At 62.1% G+C, this 24140-nt stretch carries 17 protein-coding genes; 10 read left to right on the forward strand and 7 right to left on the reverse strand.

Annotated elements, in window-relative coordinates:
- Positions 1-831: 831 nt before the first annotated feature.
- A complete protein-coding gene (locus OXS49_RS24875; protein WP_267427338.1) occupies positions 832-1209 on the reverse strand; it encodes a hypothetical protein in 378 nt (125 codons plus the stop codon).
- Positions 1210-3050: 1841 nt separating this feature from the next.
- Between OXS49_RS24875 and OXS49_RS24880 the strand changes: the two genes are divergently transcribed.
- From OXS49_RS24880 to OXS49_RS24900, 5 genes are all read left to right on the forward strand, one after another.
- Positions 3051-4742, forward strand: coding sequence for a methyl-accepting chemotaxis protein (locus OXS49_RS24880; protein WP_267427339.1), 1692 nt, complete (start codon positions 3051-3053; stop codon positions 4740-4742).
- A 312-nt stretch (positions 4743-5054) separates the two neighbouring features.
- Complete coding sequence (locus OXS49_RS24885; protein WP_267427340.1) at positions 5055-7709, forward strand: EAL domain-containing protein; 2655 nt, start codon at positions 5055-5057, stop codon at positions 7707-7709.
- 199 nt (positions 7710-7908) lie between these two features.
- Entirely contained in the window at positions 7909-8208 is a 300-nt protein-coding gene (locus OXS49_RS24890; protein WP_267427341.1) for a hypothetical protein, read from the forward strand.
- Between the two features lie 152 nt (positions 8209-8360).
- Positions 8361-9245 carry a hypothetical protein gene (locus OXS49_RS24895; RefSeq protein ID WP_267427342.1) on the forward strand — a complete coding sequence of 295 codons (885 nt, stop codon included), beginning with the start codon at positions 8361-8363 and terminating at the stop codon, positions 9243-9245.
- A 155-nt stretch (positions 9246-9400) separates the two neighbouring features.
- Positions 9401-10666: an SPFH domain-containing protein gene (locus OXS49_RS24900; protein WP_267427343.1), complete on the forward strand. Its 1266-nt coding sequence runs from the start codon at positions 9401-9403 to the stop codon at positions 10664-10666.
- 258 nt (positions 10667-10924) lie between these two features.
- Here the strand turns inward: OXS49_RS24900 and OXS49_RS24905 are convergent, their stop codons facing one another.
- The 5 genes from OXS49_RS24905 to OXS49_RS24925 all read right to left on the reverse strand — a co-directional run bounded on the left by OXS49_RS24905 (position 10925) and on the right by OXS49_RS24925 (position 15621).
- Positions 10925-11692 carry a Crp/Fnr family transcriptional regulator gene (locus tag OXS49_RS24905; protein WP_267427344.1) on the reverse strand — a complete coding sequence of 256 codons (768 nt, stop codon included), beginning with the start codon at positions 11690-11692 and terminating at the stop codon, positions 10925-10927.
- A 278-nt stretch (positions 11693-11970) separates the two neighbouring features.
- The gene (locus OXS49_RS24910; protein ID WP_267427353.1) at positions 11971-14019 is read right to left on the reverse strand and encodes a PAS domain-containing sensor histidine kinase; all 2049 of its coding nucleotides are present in this window, start codon (positions 14017-14019) and stop codon (positions 11971-11973) included.
- Between the two features lie 43 nt (positions 14020-14062).
- Positions 14063-14260, reverse strand: a complete 198-nt coding sequence (locus OXS49_RS24915; protein ID WP_267427345.1) for a type II toxin-antitoxin system ParD family antitoxin — start codon at positions 14258-14260, stop codon at positions 14063-14065.
- Between the two features lie 547 nt (positions 14261-14807).
- Positions 14808-15176 carry an antibiotic biosynthesis monooxygenase family protein gene (locus OXS49_RS24920; protein ID WP_267427346.1) on the reverse strand — a complete coding sequence of 123 codons (369 nt, stop codon included), beginning with the start codon at positions 15174-15176 and terminating at the stop codon, positions 14808-14810.
- A 1-nt stretch (position 15177) separates the two neighbouring features.
- Positions 15178-15621: a MarR family transcriptional regulator gene (locus OXS49_RS24925; RefSeq protein WP_267427347.1), complete on the reverse strand. Its 444-nt coding sequence runs from the start codon at positions 15619-15621 to the stop codon at positions 15178-15180.
- Between the two features lie 1267 nt (positions 15622-16888).
- Between OXS49_RS24925 and OXS49_RS24930 the strand changes: the two genes are divergently transcribed.
- From OXS49_RS24930 to OXS49_RS24950, 5 genes are all read left to right on the forward strand, one after another.
- The gene (locus OXS49_RS24930; RefSeq protein WP_243926919.1) at positions 16889-17236 is read left to right on the forward strand and encodes a molybdopterin oxidoreductase; all 348 of its coding nucleotides are present in this window, start codon (positions 16889-16891) and stop codon (positions 17234-17236) included.
- A gap of 51 nt (positions 17237-17287) precedes the next feature.
- Positions 17288-19735, forward strand: coding sequence for a nitrite reductase large subunit NirB (gene nirB / locus OXS49_RS24935; RefSeq protein WP_267427348.1), 2448 nt, complete (start codon positions 17288-17290; stop codon positions 19733-19735).
- Positions 19735-20076, forward strand: a complete 342-nt coding sequence (locus tag OXS49_RS24940) for a nitrite reductase (NAD(P)H) small subunit (RefSeq protein ID WP_267427349.1) — start codon at positions 19735-19737, stop codon at positions 20074-20076. The genes nirB and OXS49_RS24940 overlap by 1 nt, the downstream gene beginning before the upstream one ends.
- 1295 nt (positions 20077-21371) lie before the next feature.
- Complete coding sequence (locus OXS49_RS24945) at positions 21372-22226, forward strand: hypothetical protein (RefSeq protein WP_267427350.1); 855 nt, start codon at positions 21372-21374, stop codon at positions 22224-22226.
- Between the two features lie 79 nt (positions 22227-22305).
- A complete protein-coding gene (locus OXS49_RS24950) occupies positions 22306-23658 on the forward strand; it encodes an MFS transporter (protein ID WP_267427351.1) in 1353 nt (450 codons plus the stop codon).
- A gap of 79 nt (positions 23659-23737) precedes the next feature.
- Here the strand turns inward: OXS49_RS24950 and OXS49_RS24955 are convergent.
- Positions 23738-24140, reverse strand: a 403-nt coding sequence (locus OXS49_RS24955) for a GSCFA domain-containing protein (protein WP_267427352.1), incomplete at its 5' end; no start/stop codon positions are given.

The raw sequence follows: 24140 nt of genomic DNA on the forward strand, positions 1-24140 counted from the left end.
CCGATGGCGCTGCCTTGATATGCCTGGATTGGGGCGGACCGCCTCAGGAATTCTGAGCCAGCGAAGCGGAGGATGGCTACAGCCTGATCGCGGCCGATATCATCGAGATGAAGCAACATGGTCTGCATGCGGACGCACTCTCATGACTGGGGCACACTTCCGCGCCGGCCTGTATGTCGGGTGTGGATCGAGCCTGTGCTCAGCACTCACGCGACGCCGGACACGCAGCGATGGCGAAGGGCAACTGTGCGTTTTTGCCCCAAGTAGTCGGCAATCCGCGAAGGCGCTTCACGGCCTATTTCAGTCCGTATGCTTTTCTGTTCGCCGACTGGATATCAGCGCGCGACGAGCGTCTACCGCGGCCACTTTCCAAACGAACCCCACGAGCATCTGCGTAATCTCTGTCGTCTGAGGCCTGAACAATGCGCATTTTTCTCGCTGGTGTATTTTCACTGGTCGTTATGGCAACGCCCGTTTTGGCATTGAACGCAGAAGACACAATGCAAACTTGGGCGGAAGCATCGCCTACGGATAAAGATGACCTATTGCGCAAGCTGGACACGGGGAATGGCGGAAGTGTCTCCCGAGATCGCGTGCGCTCTTGTCTCGATGTCGCTTCAAAGACGGCCGGTCACTCGAATTTGCCGATCTCGGAGATAGCGAAGGCCTGCTCCGAACAGGCTTCCCGAGAAAATATCTAGTCGCCTTGCGCCAGCAGCAGTTGACTGCGTCGGGTCGAAAGCCGAAGCAGGCGAAGTTAGTCTAAAAACTTCACACATGCCTCGCTTTCGCGATTAAAAATTAGCTTGCCAGGGCAATTATCGAAGTTAGTCATCCGGCAATCCGTCGAACTATAACGTCGTCCGATCCGACAAGGGTTACCATCACGCCGGACTGAATTTCTACGAAAATTTGGTGGAGATCACCAATCCTCTCCGTCAGCAGAGCACATGAGAGGGCGACAATCTGCGGGGCGCACTCTTCCCCCTCAACGAGGAACTCGCGGATCGCATCGACATAAGAGGCGCTGACCTCTTTGTCTGACGCGGCACTGAGAACATGCTCGCAGTCTTTCCGCAGCGATGCGATCTCGCCGTCGACGACCGAAACCCATTGCCGGGCATCGTCGTAGATCAGCCATCGCACCGACCCCATGGCGACCGGGGGCAGTCCCGCGAGATAGCGCCGAGCAGCTGCGTCATCGAACATGTGTTCGGGCTCAATCTCTCACCCTTCGGAACGCCAACATCGCTTGATCTAGCTAGAGATCCACCGGCTCGACGGCATCTCGGCAACGCTGTGCAATCCTGGACCATGCCAGGAACGCCAAGCGGCGACTTGGGCCACACCCTCGCGTTCGATGCCCACCCGCCTGGAAGGTCTCGACCCGCTTCTTGAGCCCTGACCAGCGCCGACGTCGAGCGCTGGCTGACGATCGCGTTTTGGACGATGCCCTATAACCCGATCTACGTGCCGCGCGGCTCGAGCGGAACTGAGGAACTGGCGAACGGTTGGCGGATCGTAAGCATAATCCGACGGTGGACGCCATGCGGGCTCTCTTGCCGGTAGCTCTCCTGCTCGCGGCCTCGGGCCCGGCACTGGCGCAGAGCACGACCGGGACCAACTCACCCTCGATCGCCAGCGTCAGCGTTGCACCGGCCACGCCGGGCACGGTCGGTTTATCGAGCGCATCGGTCGAGCCGACAGGCTCGATCGCGAATGCCGGTGGTTTAAGCGGCAGCAGCTATCCATAGATCTCAAGCCTCACGGGGGGCATCACCAATGCGGGCGCCCTGAGCTTCGGCGGCGGCGGATCGGGCGGCGGCTCTGTGCCGACCCTAGCCGGCAGCTCATCGTCGACGCCCAGCCCCGCTGGTTCCCTCTCGACCGTCAGCACCGGCCTGAACGTCTCGGGTCTCACAAGCTTGTCTACGACGGGCAGCCAAACGCTCGGATTGACGGGCGGTACCAGCAGCGGCGTCGGTAGATCGGGCAGTCTCTCGGCATCGGGCACGGCCTCAACGGCGAACGCAGCGGTAAACGGCGTCGAGGCGGCGCAAGAGGCTTATCAGACTGCGTTGGGTGGATCGGGTGCGGGTATCGCCAGCGGGTCGGGCTCGAGCGGGAGTTCCTCCAGCGGCACCGCGTCGGCATTCAGTTCGGGGACCTCCTCAAACTCGACGACCCTCACGGAACGCGCCGCCAACACTGTGCAATCGACGACGGGCGGCGGTTCGACAGGTGGCGCGGCAATCGCAAGTAACTCGACAGGGTTGACAGAGCAGGCCGCAAACGCGGCCCCAGCGACCACGACGACAGCAGCGGGCGGTGGATCAACCGGAGGGGCTGGCATCTCAGGTGCGGCATCAAACAGCCCGACCGACGCCTGTAATCAGGCGTTTGGAGCGACGTGCGAGAGCACCGGCATCTACTGAGCACGACACTATCTGCTTCGTCCGAGGGGATACGGGACTTCATCGCGATTGCGACGAGCTTCGCTCGTCGCTTGCTGTGATGGCGCCTCGGCAACGGTCAAGTTGCCGAGAACATGCTAGGAACGGGAAGCGGCGCCGTCGGCCGCGTTTCCACGCTCGATGCTCGCCCGTCCGGAAGGCCCTAATTCCCCTCGTGAGCCCTTCACCTGCGCCGACGTCGAGGCGTGGCTGAAGACTGCGTTCCGAGCGATGCCGTTTACGCCGATCTACGCCCCCCGCGGCAACACGCTCCGCAGTGCGATGCAGAACCAGTCCAGCGCCACCTTACGACATCCTGGCGTTAACTGGCACAGCGCTCGGTGATCGTTCCAAGGAACCGGTGGGCCCCTCGCAAGACCAACTCTTGATTGCAAGTTACGTCGAAAAACAACTGACGGAATAAATCTACTACGATACCATCGCGTACAAATCAATTTCACACAAACATGTGATACGACGTGTTCGGTCGAAAAGAATGCAAATTAACCTTCTCGGGTGAGTGATGCTGGCTAGACGCCCCATCCAGCGATTGCATGCGCGACGCACCGCTTGGTCACTTTCGCGCCGGTCGGTTCCATGCGCATCAACCTTTCCGTCAAAGCCTCCCTCGCGGCAGCCTTTAGCCTGCTAGCTTTGGTCTGCATCGGCCAAGGAGCTCTATCCCTTTTCAAACTAACCGGCATCCGCCACTCGGTAACAGAAGTAGCAACCAACTGGCTACCTTCGGTCATCGCTGTCACGAATATCAGGGCGACTGCATCGGAGGTGCGCATCAAACAACTGCGCTCGTTGGCGCTTGCGTCTCATCCGGAGCAGCGAGCCAACAATGCGCGGGACCTGAGGGACGCTCTCGCTGCATTGGCAGTGGCGCGCCAGACATATGAGCCCCTTATCTCCTCCGATGAGGAGCACCGACTCTATGACACCTTTGTCGCTGCTTGGGATCGTTATGAAGCCGTCGGTCGCGAAGCGATGCGCTTGGCCGAGGGCGGCCAAACTGACGAGGGGCTCGCGCTTCTCAGCAAGCCAGACAACATTAACCTCTACAATGATGTGCGGCAGGCCCTCACCCGCGATGTCGCCTTGAACGAACACGGCGCCCATTCGGATGCAGATGCCGCGATGGCTGCTGCCAGCGAGGCGATGGTAGCGGTCTACGTTGCGATCACCTTGGCGCTGATCGCCGCCGCGGCCGCTGCTGCATTCGGTCTCCTGCGTGTGTCACGGCCAATCCAATCGATGACCGGTAAAATGGCTGAGCTAGCCAGCGGCAATGCAACTATCGAAGTGCCATTCTTGCAGCGGGGCGACGAGATCGGCCTGATGGCGGCGGCCGTGCAGGTATTCAAGGGCAACCTGATCCGCACCCGGGCCCTGGAAGCGGAGACCGCGCAGGCGCGCCTGGCCGCGGAGGAGCAGCGTAAGGCCGGCATGCGCCAGATGGCCGACGGCTTCGAGCAGGCGGTGGGCGGCATTATTGGCATGGTGTCTTCCTCGGCCACCGAGCTACAGGCCACGGCCCAGCAGATGACGTCGACAGCCAGCGAGACAGCGAACCGGTCCACAACCGTCGCTGCGGCCGCAGAGGAAGCCGCCAGCAACGTCAACACCGTGGCGGCCGCTGCCGAAGAGTTGGGTTCGTCGGTTCTGGAGATCGGTCGCCAGGTCGCCGGCTCGGCCGAACTGGCGCAGCGTGCCGTCCACGAGGCCGACCAGACCGGCGCGCTGGTGCAGGAACTGAGTGCGGCCGTGTCCCGGATCGGCGACGTGGTCGGCCTGATCTCGAACATCGCGGGCCAGACTAATCTGCTGGCTCTCAACGCCACCATCGAAGCTGCACGCGCCGGCGCGTCCGGCAAGGGCTTTGCCGTCGTCGCCTCCGAGGTGAAGGCGCTGGCCGAGCAGACTGCCAAGGCCACGAACGAGATCTCCGCACAGATCGCGCAGATCCAATCTTCGACGGGACAAGCCGTGACGTCGATCGGGGGCATCACCGGGCGGATCCGCGAAATCAACGGGGTCGCGACCTCGATCGCCGCCGCCGTCGAGGAGCAGGGTGCGGCCACGCAGGAGATCGTCCGGAACGTTTCGCAGGCTGCGCAGGGCACCGGCGAGGTGACCCACAACATCGCGAATGTGGCAGGCGCAGCCGAGGAAACAGGCGCGGCGGCGAGCCAAGTGCTGGGGGCGGCCTCGGAGCTTTCGCGTCAGTCCGAGCATCTTACCGCTGAGGTTGGCCGCTTTCTGGCAACCGTACGAGCCGCCTGAGGGTCACAGACAGCGTGCGCTACCCGAGCATACGGACGCGACCAGACCCTCAAGACCGTCACCTCCGGTAACGCCGCAAACGGGTCGGCAGAACCACTCAAGTAAATGTAACATCATTGTGCGCTTCGCACGTGACCGCAACCCGTCATTAATTAAGCTCATGGTATAACGACAGCAGAAAGCTAGGCGCTTCTCATTTTATAATGCCCCATGGCCAGATCCAAAGCTGACGTTCTGAAGGAGTAAAGAAGGGTGCCACTGGTGTTCAGCATCAGGTCGCGGGCTAATCCCATGTCCGGCCCTCGATCCATAATGGCACTCATAGCCTCATTCGTCATGATCAGTTCTGCGATCACGTTGGGGGCGATACTGCTCATCACCGACATGCACCGGCAGGCCATTCAGGACGTGGACCGCGGATTGGTCGGTCTCTCGAAGGTCCTGGCCGATCAAGCTGACCGCGCTCTGCAAGCCATGGAGATGGTTCAAGAGGTCATCATCAACGATATTAACGAAACGAACGTCTCCACGCCAGCGGGTTACGCGGCCGTTGCAAGTCGGCAGGACCTGCACCTCGCGCTCAAAGCCCGCATCGCCGCCTTGCCGCAGGTCAATGCAGTCACGATTATCGACCACGCCGGCAAGCTTCTGAACTTCAGCCGCTACTGGCCGATCCCGGACGTCAATCTAGCGGACCGCGACTACTTCCAGGCTCTCGCCTCGGACTCCACCCTGCAGCGTTTCGTCAGCCGCCCGGTGCAGAACCGTGGCGATGGGGCGTGGACCATCTACATCGCCCGAAAGGTTACGGCAGCCGACGGGACGTTCCTCGGCCTCGTGCTCGGGGCTGTCGAGCTCGGCTATTTCGAGCGCCTCTACCAGCAGATCACCCCCACAGACGACGCCGTCGTTTCGGTCTTCCGCAACGATGGCATGTTGCTGGTGCGGCACCCGCATCGGGAGGGCGTGGTCGGCAAGATCCTCCCGACCTCGGGAGCCGCGCTGATCGCCGCCAAGGATCCGGCGGGTGGTGTTTTGCGGAACGTGAGCCCGATCGATGGTCAGGAACGTCTGATCGCGACGAGAGCTCTCGCCCGCTACCCGCTGATCCTCAGCATCAGCCGCACTACGCAAGCAAGCCTCGCCCCCTTCCGACAGCAAGCGTTCGCGATAGGCATGGCAGCGGCATCCCTCGTCGCCTGCATCGGTGGCCTCTGTCTTCTATTCATGCGGCAAGCTCGCACTGAGCGGCGCGTCGTCAGCGCCGAAGAGCGCGCTCGCGGCGAGCGTGATTTGCGCACGCAATACGAACGCTTCGGCGTCGCGCTGGACAACATGGTCCAGGGTCTCTGCCTCTTCGACGGAGACAGAAAACTCGTCGTCATGAACGACCGCTTCGCCGAACTGTACGCCATCCCCCGCCATCTGCAGCGCCCCGGCACAAGCTCCGAGGATCTCCGCCGGGTCGTTCTCGCGCAGCGTGGGGATGCCGCGAACAATTGGGACATGGTCATCACGCCCCCGACATCGGATGCGGTGCCGCAGGCCGCGACAATCGTTCGCTTGGCCAACGATCGGGACATCAGCGTCCTTCGCGTGAGCGTTCCCGGCGGGGGGTGGATCTGCACGCACGAGGACGTCACAGAGCGCCGGCGCAGTGAGGAGCGTCTGCGCTTTCTCGCGCGGCACGACGTACTGACCAGATTGCCGAACCGCGTACAGTTCGAAGAGGTTGTCGCACGCGAACTGGAGATCTGCGCCAAGAGCAGGGAGGATGTAGCGCTCCTTTGTATTGATCTAGATGGATTTAAACAAGTCAACGACTTATTCGGTCATCCGACCGGGGACCGCCTACTCACGGAGGTCGCCGCTCGCTTACGAGGGATCCTCGGCAAGCGTTGCATCGCGGCACGCCTCGGCGGTGACGAGTTCGCCGTACTCGCGACCGAGCTCAATGCTTCAAAAACGCCCGCCATAGCCGCTCAATCCATCATTGATGCACTATGCGCCCCCTATCTGGATGGTGAGCGGCGGATCGATATCGGCTGCAGCGTCGGGATCGCAGCCTACCCGCGCGACGGCGACACTTACGAACAGCTCCTCTCCGCATCCGACATGGCACTGGTCCGTTCAAAGAAAGAGAGCAAGGGAAGCTACTGCTTCTTCGAGGCGACGATGGACGCGGCAGCACGGGACCGGCACGTTTTGGCGCTGGACCTGCGCGCGGCCATCGGCACCGCGCAGTTCGAACTACACTACCAACCCCAGTTCGACGTCGCCTCGAACCACGCCTGCGGTTTCGAAGCGCTCCTGCGGTGGACGCATCCCACCCGCGGATCGATCTCGCCTGCACAGTTCATTCCGCTGGCAGAGGAGACAGGACTGATCCTGCCGCTTGGCGAGTGGGTACTGCGTGAAGCCTGCCGCGAGGCCGCGACCTGGGCACGGCCGCTCGACGTCGCGGTCAACCTGTCGATCGCCCAATTCCGGCAGAGCGACCTGTGCGAGATGATCCGCGAAGTCCTCGAAGAGACGGGCCTTTCGGCTGACCGCCTCGAACTCGAGGTAACAGAGAGCTTGTTCATAAACAGCTCGGCAAAATCTGAAAGAATGCTGTTCGACCTCAAAGGTCTCGGGGTACGCATCTCGATGGACGATTTCGGGACAGGCTACTCGTCGCTGGCGACCCTTCAGACGTTTCCCTTTGACAAAATCAAGATCGACCGGTCGTTTGTGGCTCAGATCGGCGTGACGACCAAAGGCGCTACGATCGTACGGACCATCATCAACCTCGGTGAGAGTTTGGGCGTCCCCGTGATTGCGGAAGGTATCGAGACAGAGGAGCAACTCACCTTCCTGCGGCAGCACCGGTGCAAAGAGATCCAGGGCTATCTGCGCGGCAAGCCGCTGCCAATCTCCGCCTACCGCTCGCTCATCGCGCCCGTCGAAGACCTCCGCGTGGCATAGTCCTGTCTCGCGGCAATCGCGGCAGCATGTTGTCGCAGCGGCCACGCTATCGTGAGCGGGAACATGGTAAGAACGGGCAGCGGCGCTTTGGGCCGCGCCACCGCGCTCGATGCTCACCCGCCCGGACGGACCCCACCCGCCCTGTGAACCCTGGACCTGCGCTGACGTGGAGCGCTGGCTGAAGACGGCTTTCAGAGCGATGCCGTTTACGCCGATCTACGCCCCCCGCGGCAACACGCTCCGCAGCGCGATCGCTAGCCAGCCGAGCGCCACCTTCGATATCCTGGCCTTCACTGGGACCGTGCTCGGTGACCGGTCCGAGGAGCGCAAGATCCTTTTGCTGTGGGCCCGGGCGATCGCGACCGAGGGGGAGGTCGGCGGCTCGATCGCGCAGTTCTGTGAGGCGCGCGACATGAAGCGGCGGACCTTCGATAGGAAGCGCCTGCGCGCCTGCGAGAAGATCGTCGCCGAGAAGAACAGGATCGACGAACGCGGCTGAGATGGCGCGCGCGGGATCGACTTGACAATGTCCAAATCGGCGCCGGACGACTGGGCCGTTGCCGCTTTGTATCGAACCGGCACAGCATTGGGGACCCAACCGTGCCGGCAACGAAGCAGAGCACCACCCAAGGCGCACCGAGGCGCCGCAAGATGACGATCGAGGACGCACTCCGCTGGGCGATCCGCGACGAGCTGCCGAAGCGGCGTGCGGACAGTCCGATCCGCGGGCCGCAGTGCGCGTCCGACCCGGTCTGGCGCATGGTCGCCATGGGCGGTCGGGTCGACAACTGGAGCCGTGAGCCCGGGATGCCGCCGGCCATGGGCGATCCCCATCCGGACGCGATCACGATCGAGGCGCATCTCCAGGTCCTCAGCGAAACGCTGCAGAAGGCTGCGGCCGGCTCGGCTGTGTGCCCGCTCGACCTCTCAGCCTATCCCATTCAGTTCAACCTGCGCGGCAAGGCCGACCTCGGAGTGCTGACTTCGACCGCGATGTACGCGACGCCCTCCTGGCTCGTAACGGCTGCGATCCGCAGACCTCCCGAGGTCGGCGACGGCATCGCGATCGAGCCGGTGAAGTCGACGAACGGCAAGATCACGCTCTGGCGAACGGTGCTCACGCCCTGCGGTGAGGGGCCGGACGGAAAGCCGTGGTTCACCAGCCACGACGAGGTCGCGATCTCGAAGGGCGATAGCCGCGACACCGGCCTGTTCTGCAAGCTGGATTTCACGCGCACGGGCTTCGAGGTCGTCGAGGAGCAGCTGCGTTACGCCTACTGGCACGCGGCGCTCGTCTACCTTGTGCCGGCGCTGCAATTCCTCACGAGCATCGAGGTCCTGCCGCCGAAGGCGCTGATCGCGCCTTGGCTGGAGCGGGAGGAAGAGGAGCGCGCCCCGCTGCCGAACCTGCGGCCTCGCCGATACATCGAGAGCGATCGCCGGGTGGCCGGACGTCGTGCAGCGCCGCTACGCGCTTCCCCGGTCCGGAAGATCGACCCACGAGACTGGATGCCGCCAAGCGAGCGGCAGGCCTGAACAGGCCACATCAAGCACTACGCAGGTGCGAAAAGTTCCATGCTGCGCTTGCTCGGCTCCAGGCCGAGCTTCGTCGCCAGGCCACTGAGCAGAGGCTGGCCGAACACTGATATTCGCCCTCGCCCGAACCGGGCATCGAACTATCGAGACCTCCCATGTCCACCCTCACCCGCGCCGGCCTCTCGCTCGGCGCCGTTGCAACCTACGTCGGCCTGTCCCGCCTCGCCTCGATCCAGGCCGGAATGGTGGCTGGCCGCACCGCCGTCGAGCAGCTGTCCGACAGCGACCTCGCCCCGCTCAAGACGAGTGCGACCGCCGACTTAGCGAGCGGATCTTCGATGCCGTTCCTGGCGCTGCTCGCGGTGCTCGCCCTCATCTGGCTTGTTCCCAGCCGCCGTGCGCCCCTGGCAGCGGTCCTGCTCGGCCTCGGCGTCGTAGCCGCGCCTGAGCCCTCGCGCGCCTACTTCAGCAAGTACGACTACGGCGAGTACATCGAGATCCTGCCGAACCAGTCGGCCTTCATGATCCCGGAGAGCGGGGACACGAAGACCAGCCAAGCCCAGTTCGGTTCGGAACGGTTCCTCAGCGAGAGCAAGGTCGCAGCCAAGCGCGTGCAGATCCCGCATACGAAGCTTCCCAACACGGGCACGCTGTCGGACTACTACGTCCCAGCCGCCCGCCTGATCATCGTCGACCGCACGCCGGTGTCACGCGAGTGGACGACATCGGCCAGCCGCGGCACGTCGAGCACCGACCAAGGCTTCCGCTTCGAGACTGCCGACTCGATCGGGCTTTCGACCTCTGTCGTCATCTCGGCCTTCGTGAAGGAAGAGGACGCGGCCAAGTTCCTGTACTGGTTCGGCACGAAGCCGGCCTCCCAAGATACGGATGAGGCGCGCTTCGCCTCGGTGCTCTACGGCCGCTCGCTCGCCGAGGTCGTCGACGGCAACGTGCACCGCACCGTGCAGGCCGCTTTGGCGCGCGAGTTCGGCCGCCGCTCGACCGACGACGCGATCCGGCAGAAGGCCGAGATCATGGCTGCCGTCGACAAGGCTGTGGTCGACCAATTCGCGCCAATGGGCGTCACCGTGACGACGCTCGGCTTTGCTGACGAACTCAACTTCGAGAACGCTGCGATCCAGGCGGCGATCGACGACACGTTCATGGCCAACAAGCGGGCGCAGGCGGCCCAGGCGCAGCTCGCCACTCTGCCGATCCAGGAGCGGATCCTCGATATGGAGATCCGCCGCTCGGACGCGCAGGCACGCCAGACGCTGGCCGGTCGCTGGAATGGCAGCGCGTCAGGCTTTCTGCCGTCCTGGATCGTGATCCCAAGCGACATCGTCGGGACCATCAAGGGCTGGTTCGGTGGCGGCGAGCCGAAGCCTGCGATGCCGGCCCTGGCACCCGCCAAGGGCTGAGCGATCGCGCGAGTCGCCGTGCGGCAAAGGTTGCTTAACACGATGGTACTGTCACCGGTTCGAGAGATCGCCTCCCGGGCCTGCACACCGCTGACCGACAACAAACGCGGAAAGCCACATAAGTGCCGATGCTTGGTCCTTTGTGAGGAGGGTCTGCTTGCGACCCAATGCAGTCTTTGCCGGTCGATCTAACCTACCCCAAAGCAGACATCCGGATATGCAAGAGGCCGCTCTGGTCTTGCCGCCCACAATCCCGTTCTAGTTGAGCTGACCTCTTACAGCGTCGCGGTTGCCGAGATGCAGGTAGGTAGGATCAAACTCTGCCGCCTTTTTCAGCCCTTCCCAATCATGAACTGTCAGATGATGGCCCTGCAAGGTAATTAGACCTTTGGCTCGCATTTCACGGAGCACGCGGTTGACGTGAACGCTCGTGATCCCAAGGGCGTCGGCGATCTCGGACTGCGTCATTGGCAAGTGGCAAGATTGGTCGATTGCGAGCTCAACCGCTGCAAGGCGCGTGATGAGTTCGCAGAACAGGTGCGCCAGCCGGGGATAAGCCTCACGGCGACCATTGTTGAGCATCCACTCACGCACGATTGCCGCCTCGATCAGCGTGGCACGCCAAAGGGTGTCGGTGAGCCTGGGATGATCGCTCAGAAGAAGCCGGACCGCATCGTGCGGCACGAAGCCGACCCGGCATGGTCCGACCGCTGAGATGCTGATGTCGAGCACATGCAAATGCAGGCTCTGAAAGTCCGGAACATCACCAGGAACGTGGTAGGCCATGACCTGACGCTTGCCGGCGTAGGTGGTCTTGTAGGTACAAGCGAAGCCACTGAGAATGGCGAAGGCACGTGTCGGCCGATCGCCCTCAGTGACGATGTCCTGATCAGCCTCAAACATAGCCGCATGCATCGGCAGGGACAGGAGCGCATCCCTCTCCTCGTTCGAGAGCCTGAACGTGGCGATGCTTTCGATCTTATGTACGACCGGGTCCAGGTCGGACTGATGAACTGATGCGGTCATTTCACCCCTGCGCTCGCAAAGCTGCGCCGGCCTGCAGCTAACATAGATCGAGATAGCGGAGGGCGTCTCTGCCGGAAGGCTCTAAAAACGTTTCTGGTGAAGGCGTTCCGCTTGCGACCCAACCCCGTCACCAGCATCGCGCCGGTCTAGTCCAAAAAGAAGTCATCTGCCTTTGGTCAAGCAAGTTCGGATCGGGGTGGCAGCCGGTCCCTTTTGTGTCGTCAAAAGTGGACGTTTCGCCCCGATCTAACAGGACCGCGGTCGAACAGCGGATACTGCTACTGACTGATGATCCGCTTACGGCGATGCCGAAGGCCGACCTTGCGCAGTAGCCGTGAAAGCTGCTCAACCGAGTAGGGCTTGTGCAGTAGCTCGAAGCCATGGGTGCCACTCTGTGCTAGAATGTGACTGTACCCGGAGGCTAGGAGAACAGGCAGATCGTTATAGAGGCGACGGATCTCCTGACCCAGCTCGATACCGTTCATACTTGGCATCACCACATCCGAGAACACCACATCGAAGCGATCGGCGTCCTTCGCCAACTCAACCAGGGCCTCCTCAGCGTTGCCCGCCAGTACGGGCACATAGCCGAGATTGCTTAGTGTTTGGACCGCAAAGGTACCGACCTCGGCATTGTCCTCGACCACTAAGACGCAGGTGCCGTGACCGTCCACTAGAGCGGGCGGCTCGTCGTCGGTTACAGTTGAGGCGGGGGCAGCCACCCGGGGCAAATAGAGCGTGAACGTAGTACCGCGACCGATCTCGCTCTCGACGGTGATCTCGCCGCCTGATTGCTTGGCGAAGCCGAACACCTGTGACAAACCCAAGCCAGTGCCTTGACCAACACCTTTGGTGGTAAAAAACGGCTCGAAGATCTGCCCCAGGTGCTTGGCGGAAATGCCGCTGCCGGTGTCAGTGACCGTGATCGCGACGAAATCGCCATCGATGGCCGCGTGCTGACGAGCCGAGGGCATCCGCTGAACATCACCAACGCGGATCGTTAATCGGCCCTCGCCGCCCATGGCGTCGCGAGCGTTCACGGCCATGTTGACCAGTGCGGTATCGAATTGGCTCGGATCGGCATCGACGAAGCAGCTCTGCTCCGGCAAGTCGGTCACGATTGCAATCCGTGCTCCGGCAAGCGTCCCTATCATGTCGGAGAGTGCACGCACGCTATCGCAGGCGTCGAAGACCTCGGGCTTCAGCGCCTGCCGCCGTGCGAAGGCGAGAAGTTGCCCGGTTAGCTTGGCGGCGCGGTCCACAGTATCGGAGATTGCCGCGACATACCGTTGCCGGCGAGCGTCCGCGAGGTCGGGTCGCTTTAGCAGGTCAGTGGACGATTTGATCACGGTGAGCAGGTTGTTGAAGTCGTGGGCGACGCCGCCCGTGAGCTGGCCGATAGCCTCAAGCTTCTGAGACTGGCGCAGGGCTTCCTGCGCGGTCGCGAGCTCCTCCTGTGCCCGCACGCGCTCCGACACGTCACGGGCAACGTGGAACGCACCGAAGATCGTCCCCTCCTCATCAATGAGTGGCGAATAGGTGATCTCCCACGTCGGCAGCTCGTGGTCTGGATCACCGAACACTTCGGTCACGGAGAAACTCTCTCCAGCCAGCGCCCGCTCCATGAGCCCCCGCAGGGTCTGCGCCTGATCGGGCGGGAAGAAGTCAAGCAGGAGATCACCGGTTCGCTGGTGGCGACCCATGACGCGCTGAAAGGCGGTATCATGAGCCTTGTTGAACCCAATCACCCGAAGGTCGTGATCGTAGGCAAGGATCGGCGCGCGATCGGACTGGACGATGTTGCCGAACAGGCGGAGTGCCTTCGTGCGCTCTCGGACAACCTTTTCGAGCGTTTCGTTTGCCTCACGCAAACGCCGTTCGGTCAGCACCTGTGCGGTGGTTTCCGTACAAGCGACGAGAACGCCGCCGATGTCGTTGACGGCTCCCTCGGCATCGATCGGGCTGTAGCTATAGGTCCAGTAGACGTCCTCGCGCCGGCCATTGCGGGTGATCGGGATGAGATGGTTCTCGTTCCAGGTCGCCCCTCGCCCTGCCGTAACCTGCTCGATCTGAGGCCCGATGATGTCCCAAGTCTCGGCCCACACCTCCCGAGCTGGACAACCGAGCGATGAGGGATGCCGCTCGTTCCCGATCGAGGCCCGGTAGGCGTCGTTGTAGAAACATAAGCTGTCTTCCCCCCAGAACACGTACATCGGGTGTCCGGTGTTGAGGATGAGGCGAAGGGCGGTTCGGAGGGCTTGGGGCCACGAGGCGACTGGCCCTAGGGTGGTCGATGACCAATCGTGGGCACGGATCAGCGCGCCCATCTCCCCGCCGCCCGCGAGGAATGCGGCGTCTCGGCCGACCGCTTCAACCACGGCCCGCCTCGCCGTGCGCCGCCGTGTTCCTGAGTGCTACGAGAGTTTCCGCTTCCTCGCGCTCCAGCAGGCGGAGTGCGGAGCGCAAAACCTCACTGATGGATCGGTAGCGACCGGAGGCCAGGAAGGCGCGCAGCAGCACGTCTTGCTCAGGGGTTATCGAGACGGTGACGGTTCGGCGCACGGACATAGAGGCGCTGTGCCTGTTAGGACTTATTCTTACAAGCGCATCGCGGTCGCAGAAGCAGAAATGATTGCCGTCGAGACCCGCTACTGGAAATTAGGCCCACCATCCATTCCGCCGCGTACCTCCGGTCACCTAGCAGCCTGCAAGCAGATGGTTCAGAGCTTTTGCAAAGGGTTGAGAGCGGCCCCCGGGGCTATGTCCGCTTCGATGCATCTGGCGTCCGGAAGCGGACTGGCAGAAAGCCACCCATCTGAGACATTCACGCAGATGAACTGCGGTGGCCGGGGCTGGCCGTAAGCAGAATGGCTGCTTCGGAGCAGGTCTGCCGGAAAAGCGGACAGCCTCCTGCCGACCCAACCCAGCCACCCAGACCGCCATCGGCGCTTCTCCAAAGCAGCCGTTCGTCAGCTTTCCGGCAACTTCAGCTCAGGCTGGCAACCGGACGTTGGCCAGTGATCCGGAGGCGGACGATCCGCTCCGGGCTTTGGCTGGCCATCCAGAAGATCGTTTCGATCTCCCAAGATGGTCCTGTGGAGGTCGCTCTTCAGGATCAAGCGGTGCAGATACCAGGGACCTCGATCTTCTTGAACAAGTGTGGGCTTACCGTCGTATTTTCTGGGTAATCAGCGAGCTTCGCCTGAAACGCAGGGTTGCTAAAGGCGGCCCGGAAGTGACCCACCGATTGCCAAACAGCGTAATTCAGGAACACGCCGCTCCCCGCGATGCCACGATGCAGTTGCGTGGAGATAAAGCCCGGCTGCGCCTTCATAAGCCCCGCATCGCTCGCCCATACAGAGTGCAACTTATCAGCGTCCTCGGGTGGCACGACGAACGTGTTGATCAAGACCACCGGGCCTTCCTCGGTTTTAAGCTGATCGGCCAGCGTGACAGCATGGTCCATTTCAACAAATTTCGGCATCTTAAGTTTCCTTAAGCTTGGTGGTAGCCAAGTCGTTAGTCGAACTCGCGATGCGACGCTGGATTTCGCGTAGCAAGTCGCTTGCTGCTTCGATCCGCTCAGGAGGCAGATCGGCCATCAAGATCTCGGCCCAGCGTCCATGGCGTTCGCTCGCCTCGCGGTAGGCCGCTTCGCCCTTCTCCGTCATCGCGACGAGCATGGCCCGTCGATGATGCGGGTTCGGTTCGAGGCGGACGAGGCCGTCCGCCCGCATCTCATCGACGGAATACTGCACGGCCTGCCGGGCCAGCCCCATATTGCGGGCGATGTGGGCGACCGGCAGCGGTACGGGCGAGAGCGAGATCGCGCCCAGCACCTGCCATCGCGCGCTGGTCAACCCGAGGTCGGCGCCGAGAGCGTTCCCGATTGCAAGCTGATCGCCGTTCAGGCGGAATACCTCGATCACAAGGCCAGTGTAGGCCCGACGTAGGCGAGACTTCGGTTCGCCGTGGGCGGGAGAACGATGCGTCATGCCTATCAACTTAGCGCATCGACAGAATTCGTCAAGACGACAAAATACTGTCAATTTATGAGCATTGAATAATGCAGACCCCGAGTGAATGACGTGGGCAAACGACCCGCCAGCGGACATTCCGGGGGTCTGTAAAGGGTCGTGTGCGGGCGCGGTGGTGATGTCCGCTCTTATGCATGGCCGCCCGAAAGCGGACTGGCGGAAATCCACCCAACCCAGCCGCTCAAAGGCGACCGCCAATTTAGCTGGGCCCTGGCCGAGACCAAACGGTCGGTTTCGGAGTAGCTGGCCGGAAAAGAGGATGGCCGCCTATCGACTGGCTTTATCTTTGCTCTGCAGAAATCGCGTGGCCGTCCGCCCGAAGAGATGTGAAGCTGCCCGTGAGTGACGACGTCGAATGGGCGTTTGTGCCCGAGTACATGAAGCCTGGCGCCCCTTTTGATGGCGTGCCTGTGCTCCTGCGTCTGACTGTCAGCCGCGCCGAGTTCGAGGCTAGCTTTATACAGCCCAGCGCCGCTTCGAACGACCCTAGCAACACGCAGATAATCCAACAAAGCTGGGCGCGATCCGATGGGCAGCCCATGCCAGAGCACGATCCGCCGCGGTTCTGGAGGCCAATCTGAGCCGCCTACTCCCTTCTATACCAGCCTGACCATAATGTGATCGCGCAGGAACCTCATAGAATTTGCTATTACGTGCATGTTACTGATGCCGGCGCAGTGAGCAAATGTCGCTCGTGGAAGGCAGTTGGCTTAAAATTGTTGCTCGACGATAGCCAAATATAGATTAGCGTTCCAGCCTGGAACGGTACCAAACAGTCGTTTCTTACAGCCAGGTTCTGGCTGGTCGCCGACATTTAGCGATCGGCTCATACAATTCCCGGTCCGGGGATAGTTCAGACATGGGCATCCCGTGCAAGCTGTGCGGGCGAGCCATGGATGGCGCTCAACTTCGGATGTGGCGCATGTCGTATGAGGGGCCTTGAGATGTAAATACTGTTGGACGAATTGACTAGAATATTGAGGACTTAACACCAATAAACTGTTATAAAATATTGCTAGATACGCCGACACGATGTGATCGACCTCTCGACAACTGCTGTTTCGCTTCAGCGAGCAGCCCCTACTCTTCAGTGTGACGTCCCTGCATCGCAGGAATGCCACAAGTTTACGGCTCTGAGCCTCAGCTAAGGAACAGCATCATGGAATCCATCCCGAAGTTCCTTCAGGGCGTATTCGATTACTCGGGTGCCGGACTCGACCGATCAGCCCTCCTGGCCTCGACGCTGATCTACACGGTTCCGAGCACCAAGCGCGCGCAGTTCGTCTATCTGCGTGCCGGCAATTCAGGGTCGGAATTGGTCTGCCTCTCGCTCGTCATCGCTGGAAAGGCCGCCCGCTACCTGCCGGTCGGCGCCAAGGCCGGCATGAACGTGCCTCTGACCATCGTCGAAGACTTGCCGCCGGACACGAAGGTCGAGATCCACCTGTCCGCCCCCGAGGGAGCAACGGGTCAGGTCGTGATCGACGTCGGTCTCCTCGAAATCTGAGCGCTAGCAAACAGACGGATCGTCATCCGAGCGGCGGAGCAGGACGGACCTATGAGCAAACAAAAACTAGTGGTCGTCGGTAACGGCATGGCCGGCGCGCGCGCCGTCGAGGAGGTGCTGGCGCGGGGCGGCGCCGAGATGTTCGACATCGTGATGTTCGGCGACGAGCCCTACGGCAATTACAACCGTATCCTGCTCTCCGAGATCCTGAACGGGACCCAGGACGCCGACGGGATCACCATGAATCCGCTGTCTTGGTATGCTGAGAACGGCATCACGCTCCATGCCGGTCACCGCGTCGAGAAGATCGACCGCGCGGCCAAGGTAGTCATCTCGAACGGAGGCGTGCGGGCGCGCTACGACAAGCTGATGATCGCTACCGGCAGCCGCGCCTTCATCCCGCCCATGCAGGGCGTGCGGATGGAGGACGGCAGCCTCAAGCCCGGCGTTTTCGGCTACCGGACCATCGCGGATTGCCGACAGATCGTCGACTACGCCCGACGCAGCAAGATCGCCGTCACAATCGGCGGCGGCCTTCTCGGCCTTGAGGCCGCCCGCAGCATGACCGTGCTGGGCTGCGAGTCGCACGTGGTCCATCTCGCCGGTCACCTCATGGAAATGCAGCTCGACGTGGCCGCAGGCGGTATCCTGAAGAAGACCATTGAGGGCATGGACATCCGGGTCCACACGTCGAAGCTCACCACTGAAGTTCTCGGCACCGACAAGGTCGAAGGGCTACGGTTCAAGGACGGCACGGAGCTGCCGTGCGACCTCGTCCTCGTCGCGGCCGGGATTCGGCCGAACTCTGAGATTGGCCAACTATCGGGGCTGACTGTCGAACGCGCCATCGTCGTCAACGACCATATGCAGTCTCTCGACGACCGCGACATCTACGTGGTCGGGGAGTGCGCGCAGCACCGCGGGCGCCTCTACGGCTTGGTAGCGCCTCTCTATGAGCAGGCAAAGGTTTTCGCCGAGCACGTCACCCGAACCAACGTTGACGCGGCCTATCACGGCTCTAAGCTCGCCACGAAGCTAAAGGTGATGGGCGTCGAGCTGGCCTCGATGGGCATCACCGATCCCACGGACGACAACGACGAGGTCGTGCAGTTTACCGAGCCGAAGCGCGGCACCTACAAGAAGCTGATCGTGCGCGACGGCCGGCTCGTCGGCGGCATCCTGATGGGCGACATATCCAAGGCGCCGTTCCTGATGCAGGCCTTCGCACAGGACGCACCGCTGCCGGACGAGCGGCTGTCGCTGATGTTCGACCTCGGTACGCCCTCCGCCAAGGTCACCTACGACGAGATGCCGGCGGAGACGCAGGTCTGCAACTGCAACGGCGTGACCAAGGCGGGTATCGCCGCTTGTGTTGTGGCCGGCGCCAGCAGCTCCAAGGCAGTGATGGCTCAGACTCGCGCCGGCATGGGTTGCGGCGCCTGTAAAGGCGAGGTGACTGAACTCGTCTCGTGGTTCCTGGGCGGTGAGGTCGAGGAGGATCCATCCGTCCACTACTACGTACCGACTATCCCGATGCGGAAACCGGAACTGATGAGGGAGGTGGTCACCCGCGGCCTCAAGTCGGTCTCCTCGGTGTTCCGCGAGCTGGGGAATGGCGAGGTCGATCCCGGCGCGAAGCCTGCGCTCGCTTCCTTGCTGATCACCGTCTGGAAGGGCGAGTACGAGGATGAGCGCGACGCGCGCTTCATCAACGACCGCGTTCACGCCAACATTCAAAAGGACGGCACATTCTCGGTAATCCCCGAGATGCCCGGGGGCGTCTGCACGCCGGATGAACTGGTGCGCATCGGCCAGGTCGCACAAAAGTACAACGTCCCGTTGGTGAAGCTGACCGGCGGGCAGCGCGTCGATCTCGTCGGCCTCAAGAAGGATGATCTGCCCAAGATCTGGAGCGATCTCGGCTTCAAAGCGGGCTACGCCTGGGGCAAAAGCTATCGAACCTGCAAGAGCTGCATCGGCACCGACTTCTGCCGCTTCGGCCTCGGCGACTCCATGGGCTTCGCCCAGCGCATCGAGCGCCGCTACCGCGGCATCGACAGTCCGGCCAAGCTTAAGCTCGCGACCGCCGGCTGCCCGCGCAACTGCTCCGAGGCCTACGTGAAGGATGTTGGTTTCGTCGCGATCGGCGAAGGCAAATGGGAGATCTACGTCGGCGGCGCCGCCGGCGCCCATATTCGCAAAGGCGACCTGCTCACCACCGCCAAGGACGAGACCGAGGCGATGCTGATTGGCAGCCGCTTCATGCAGTTCTACCGCGAGAACGCGAAGTGGAAGGAGCGGACCTACACCTTCATGGAGCGGATCGGCCTCGAGCGGGTCCGCGCCGTGGTGGTGGAGGACAGCGAGGGGATCTGTGCCGATCTCGACGCGGCCATGGAAGCCTCGATCGCCGCCACGGTGGATCCGTGGCTCGAAGCGGTGGCGCCAAAGACTGCCAACCAGTTCACCTCCGTCATCCCCGCCAAGGAGGACGTGTAATGACCTCCGCCGAAGTGCTGCTCGGTTCGATCGACCAGATCCCCAAGGGTGAGGGACGCACCTTCCGGGTCGCCGACCTGGAAATCGCCGTGTTCCACACGGCCGAAGGCGCGGTGTACGCAACCCAGGCCTTCTGCCCCCACCGGCAGGGGCCCTTGGCGGATGGACTGCTCGGCGGGACCACGCTGATGTGCCCGCTGCATGACCGGACCTTCGACCTGAGGTCCGGCTGCGGCACGAGCCACGAGCAACTCGGCCTCGCCACTTATCAGACTCGGGTCAGCGATGGCGAGATCTGGCTGTATTCGGTGCCGTCGCCGGCCCGGGAGGCGGCTGAATAAAGACTGGGGCCGGAGCCGGGCGGCTGCTCGGTTACGACGAGAGCGGCCCGCGCGCGCACATCACCGTGCGTGGGCTGTCATAGGAAGCAATTGTTCTAGATGTGGAGACTAATGCGTGCGCCTTGACCTCGATGAGCAGGGTGGTTGGCTCGTTGCGCCTGCGGAGTTGGCGCACCGCCTCGGAATGAGCGAGTGGGCATTGCGGCGTCAGGCAGGTTTTGGCCGCATCGGCAGCCGTCTTGATCGTGGCTACGGCCGAGACGCGGGACGCTCGCGTGTGACGGTCATCGTCGGCAAGTGCGGTTGGCAGGGCATCTTTCGCGCCGATGGCTGCTTAGTCTCCGAATTCCGATGGGAGCCGCAGCCGAGCGTGGCAGCGAACAATAGATGCAGGCCGTCACAGGCGGTCTGAGCGGACCTAGACCTATCGTCCCGGGCGGCGGACTGAACGACGCGAGCCCTCCTGCCCGTCGCCTGTACTCCGGCAGCGACTATCGAGGCCGGTCGACGCCGCCAGCGGCTGCACCGACCATACCCCTGCCGGTCGTGACCCCGCCGCGCCACCCAGTCCGATCAACGCAGGCTTCGCCGTGAGCTTTGCCCAATCGGATCGAGGATGCCATTTATGTCCAGTTGCCGAGTTTGACGGAACGGTGAGAACGGGCGCACAGCGGCCGACTGAAGCTGGCCAACAGCGACCAGACTGCTTTTAGATTGAAAGAGCTCAGAGCAGGCACGTCGACTGGTGCGATGGCTACGTCTGGCTCATTCATGATTCCAATGCATGAGTAGTCGACAGAAATTCCCAACAGCAAGACGCGCGGTTCGACGCCGGCGACTTATGGCGCTTGAGCTCATCTCATATTTCGAGACGCCGACCCGACGAGGTCGCCTAATCACAAAAAATAAGCGGTTTGGTACGCGATAACCGGCGGCCTGCGCCGTGCGGGTATCGTCAAGCTGAACCACGGCCGAGCGATAGCCCCATGCACAAGATGCCGCAGTCGATCCGTTAATATCCTATGTTTGCGGCACGATCCCTGCTTCGCAATTTATAGACGCAGCGCAGCGTTCGACCGGCTCGCACATCGCCTCTCGTTCACGCCGCCGTGGACCAGGATATGCTCAATTCACCGGCACGTTAGTCTAATCTAACAGCATGTTGCTTCGCGATTGAAGCACTGACGCAGCGCAGCGTCTTCCGAAGCACCTGGTCGAATTGACGCCACGTTTCGGCGATCGGGTAGCTATGCGGACGATACGCTTATCTGGAACTATAGATAGGGAGAAATACTATGTCCGACCAAGTCACGCTCGACGACAACCATACCCTGCTCGTTAAGAATTCAGGCATGCTTCAAGCGAATGCCGCGACCCTGAAGAGCAATCACGAACTGTTGGAGGCCAACCACGACACCGTCGGGGCCAACAGCACGGCACTCAAGAGCAACAACAAGATTCTCACCGCCAACGCCGAGACGATCAGCGAAAACCACGCTGCGCTTGAGGCCAACAAGAGCGTGTTGAAGAGCAACCATCAATCGCTCGTCGGGAACGCCTCGGCGATAAAGGCTAACTCGACCGTCGTGCAGGCTAACAAGATCGCGATCGCGGGCAACAGCGATAAGCTTGGCGAGAATACCGAGGCACTAGCGAAGAACGCCTCGATCCTCGAAGCCAACAGCGCCACGGTCACGGGCAACAGTGAAGCTCTGGCCGGCAACCACACCTTGCTGGAGGCCAACAAGACGCTCCTGACCGGCAACAAGAAGGTCATGGAGGCCAATGCCGGTACGCTGGCCTCGAACCATCACACGATCGAGGCCAACAAGGCCAAGCTCGATGACAATCACACCCTGCTTGAGACCAACCACTCGCTGATGAGCGGCAACCATTCCCTGCTCGAAGGCAACAAGGATGCTCTCGAAGCCAACTCCGAGAAAATCGCCACCAACACCGACGCGCTGATGAAGAACCAGTCCGTCGTGAAGGCCAATGCCACCACGCTCGCCGAGAATGCCGAGGTGATGGCCTCCAACCATGCTCTGATGGAGTCGAACGCCCGGCTCCTGAAGTCCAATGCCGAAATGATGCGCTCGAACCACGAGTTGCTGGTCGCGATCGCCCACAAGCTTGGCGTTGCCGCCTGAAGCTTCGTGCCCCCGTGCGCGACTTCCTCGTCGCGCACGGGACCTTGTGCCCTTTCAACATGCTCAGGGAGCCGCCGTCATGGCCTCGCAGAAGGCAATCCAAATCAATCTGTTCAGTTTTAAGACCCCGCAGATGCGCGCCTTCCACCTGACATGGATGGCCTTCTTCGTATGTTTCTTCGCGTGGTTTGCGACCGCGCCGCTGATGCCGATCATCGGCGCCGATCTCAAGCTGACGAGTGGAGAGATCTACAACATCACCATCGCCGGCGTGTTCGCGACCATCCTGGCCCGCATGGTCATCGGTCCGATGTGCGACAAGTACGGACCGCGCATCACCTACACCTTGCTCCTGGCGTTGGGTTCACTGCCTGTCTTCGGGATTGCCTTCGCCTGGGACTACACCTCGTTCCTGGTGTTCCGTCTCCTCATCGGCATCATCGGCGCGAGCTTCGTCGTCACCCAGTACCACACCTCAGTGATGTTCGCGCCAAACGTCGTCGGGACTGCCAACGCCACAGTCGGTGGCTGGGGCAATGCAGGCGGCGGCTTCACGCAGAGCGTGATGCCGCTCGTTGTCGGAGGCATCGTCGCTTTCGGCGTCAGCGAAGGCACTGGCTGGCGCTACTCGATGTTCGTGCCGGGCGTGCTCATGCTGATCATGGCGGGCCTGTACTGGCGCTTCACGCAGGACACGCCGGAGGGCAACGTTCCGGATCTACGCCGCCAGGGGATCTCCGTCGATAGCGGCAAGAAGGGCGGCTGGGACGTGATGAAGACAGCCGCGCGGAACTATCGCGTCTGGCTGCTCGCAGCCTGCTACGGAGCCTCGTTCGGCGTCGAGCTGTTCGTCCACAGCATCGCGGTGACCTACTACTACGATCATTATCACCTCTCGGTGGTCGACGCTGGGTACGCGGTCGGTGCGTTTGGACTGCTCGCGCTGTTCGCGCGCGCACTTGGCGGCCTGCTGTCGGATCGCGTCGCCCGCACCAATGGGCTCGACGGACGCACGTGGCTGCTGTTTGGCCTGATGCTGGGGGAAGGCATCTTCCTCGTCGCCTTCTCGCAGGCAGGGGCTGTAGGCCTGGCCATTACGGCCATGCTTGTGTTCGGCTTGTTCACACACATGGCGTGCGGCTCGCTCTACGCGCTTGTGCCGTTCATCGACCGCAAGGTTCTTGGTGGCGTTGCCGGCATCATCGGCGCCGGCGGCAACATCGGAGGCGTTGCAGCCGGCTTCCTGCTTCGCGGAACCGGCAACGTGCAGCTTTGCTTCCTCATCCTCGGCGGTGCCGCGATCGCGTGTGCGTGCGGAGCGGCGCTGATCCGGTTTTCGATCAAGCACAAGCAGGACGAGCAGGCGCTCTACGACGCAGCCGTCGAGCAGCGTCGGGCCTTAGTAGGCGGCGGCGGGCCCGTCATGGCGTGATACTTCGCCGACCCGGAGCGCATCGGCGGGGATCAACAGCCCAAGCTCATGCGCTCCGGGCGCGGGCGCATCATTGTGCTCAATCGCAAGGAGCTGCGGCAGTCGGAAGTGAAGACAGCAGGCGATGTCCGCTTCGGAGTAGTTGCTTGCTACCTTTGAATGACTGGGTTGCCCGATCGAACAGCTGCACGAACTGTCGCGTGTAGTACAGATTGCCGTAGCGGGCCGAATATGTGCCGTACTGAAGAGTCTGAGCTTGGGCGTGCGACATGCCAGCGGGCGCGGTCTCGGTGACGTAGTAGTTGAACTGCGAGGCACGGAGAGCGGCCGCCACGCGCTGCGCGAAACAGGAACCGGCCGTGGCTACCCGGTCGTCGGACGAGATGGTGAAGTTGTCGCTTGAGCGCAGATTCAGGGCGAAAGGCGGCACATTCGTAACAGCATTGGACCAGAACTGCCTGGACGGCAGCGACTTGTACGGG

Origin of the sequence: Methylobacterium sp. GC_Met_2 (assembly GCF_026540795.1) — a bacterium.
Taxonomy (GTDB): Bacteria; Pseudomonadota; Alphaproteobacteria; order Rhizobiales; family Beijerinckiaceae; genus Methylobacterium.

Bases quoted from the DNA above. Each gene is read 5' to 3' on its own strand.
- OXS49_RS24900 (WP_267427343.1), top strand. From the start codon at position 9,401: ATGTCCACCCTCACCCGCGCCGGCCTCTCGCTCGGCGCCGTTGCAACC.
- OXS49_RS24875 (WP_267427338.1), bottom strand. From the start codon at position 1,209: ATGTTCGATGACGCAGCTGCTCGGCGCTATCTCGCGGGACTGCCCCCG.
- OXS49_RS24885 (WP_267427340.1), top strand. From the start codon at position 5,055: ATGGCACTCATAGCCTCATTCGTCATGATCAGTTCTGCGATCACGTTG.
- OXS49_RS24940 (WP_267427349.1), top strand. From the start codon at position 19,735: ATGACCTCCGCCGAAGTGCTGCTCGGTTCGATCGACCAGATCCCCAAG.
- OXS49_RS24950 (WP_267427351.1), top strand. From the start codon at position 22,306: ATGGCCTCGCAGAAGGCAATCCAAATCAATCTGTTCAGTTTTAAGACC.
- nirB (WP_267427348.1), top strand. From the start codon at position 17,288: ATGAGCAAACAAAAACTAGTGGTCGTCGGTAACGGCATGGCCGGCGCG.
- OXS49_RS24910 (WP_267427353.1), bottom strand. From the start codon at position 14,019: ATGGGCGCGCTGATCCGTGCCCACGATTGGTCATCGACCACCCTAGGG.
- OXS49_RS24915 (WP_267427345.1), bottom strand. From the start codon at position 14,260: ATGTCCGTGCGCCGAACCGTCACCGTCTCGATAACCCCTGAGCAAGAC.
- OXS49_RS24930 (WP_243926919.1), top strand. From the start codon at position 16,889: ATGGAATCCATCCCGAAGTTCCTTCAGGGCGTATTCGATTACTCGGGT.
- OXS49_RS24945 (WP_267427350.1), top strand. From the start codon at position 21,372: ATGTCCGACCAAGTCACGCTCGACGACAACCATACCCTGCTCGTTAAG.
- OXS49_RS24890 (WP_267427341.1), top strand. From the start codon at position 7,909: ATGCCGTTTACGCCGATCTACGCCCCCCGCGGCAACACGCTCCGCAGC.
- OXS49_RS24895 (WP_267427342.1), top strand. From the start codon at position 8,361: ATGACGATCGAGGACGCACTCCGCTGGGCGATCCGCGACGAGCTGCCG.
- OXS49_RS24880 (WP_267427339.1), top strand. From the start codon at position 3,051: ATGCGCATCAACCTTTCCGTCAAAGCCTCCCTCGCGGCAGCCTTTAGC.
- OXS49_RS24920 (WP_267427346.1), bottom strand. From the start codon at position 15,176: ATGCCGAAATTTGTTGAAATGGACCATGCTGTCACGCTGGCCGATCAG.
- OXS49_RS24905 (WP_267427344.1), bottom strand. From the start codon at position 11,692: ATGACCGCATCAGTTCATCAGTCCGACCTGGACCCGGTCGTACATAAG.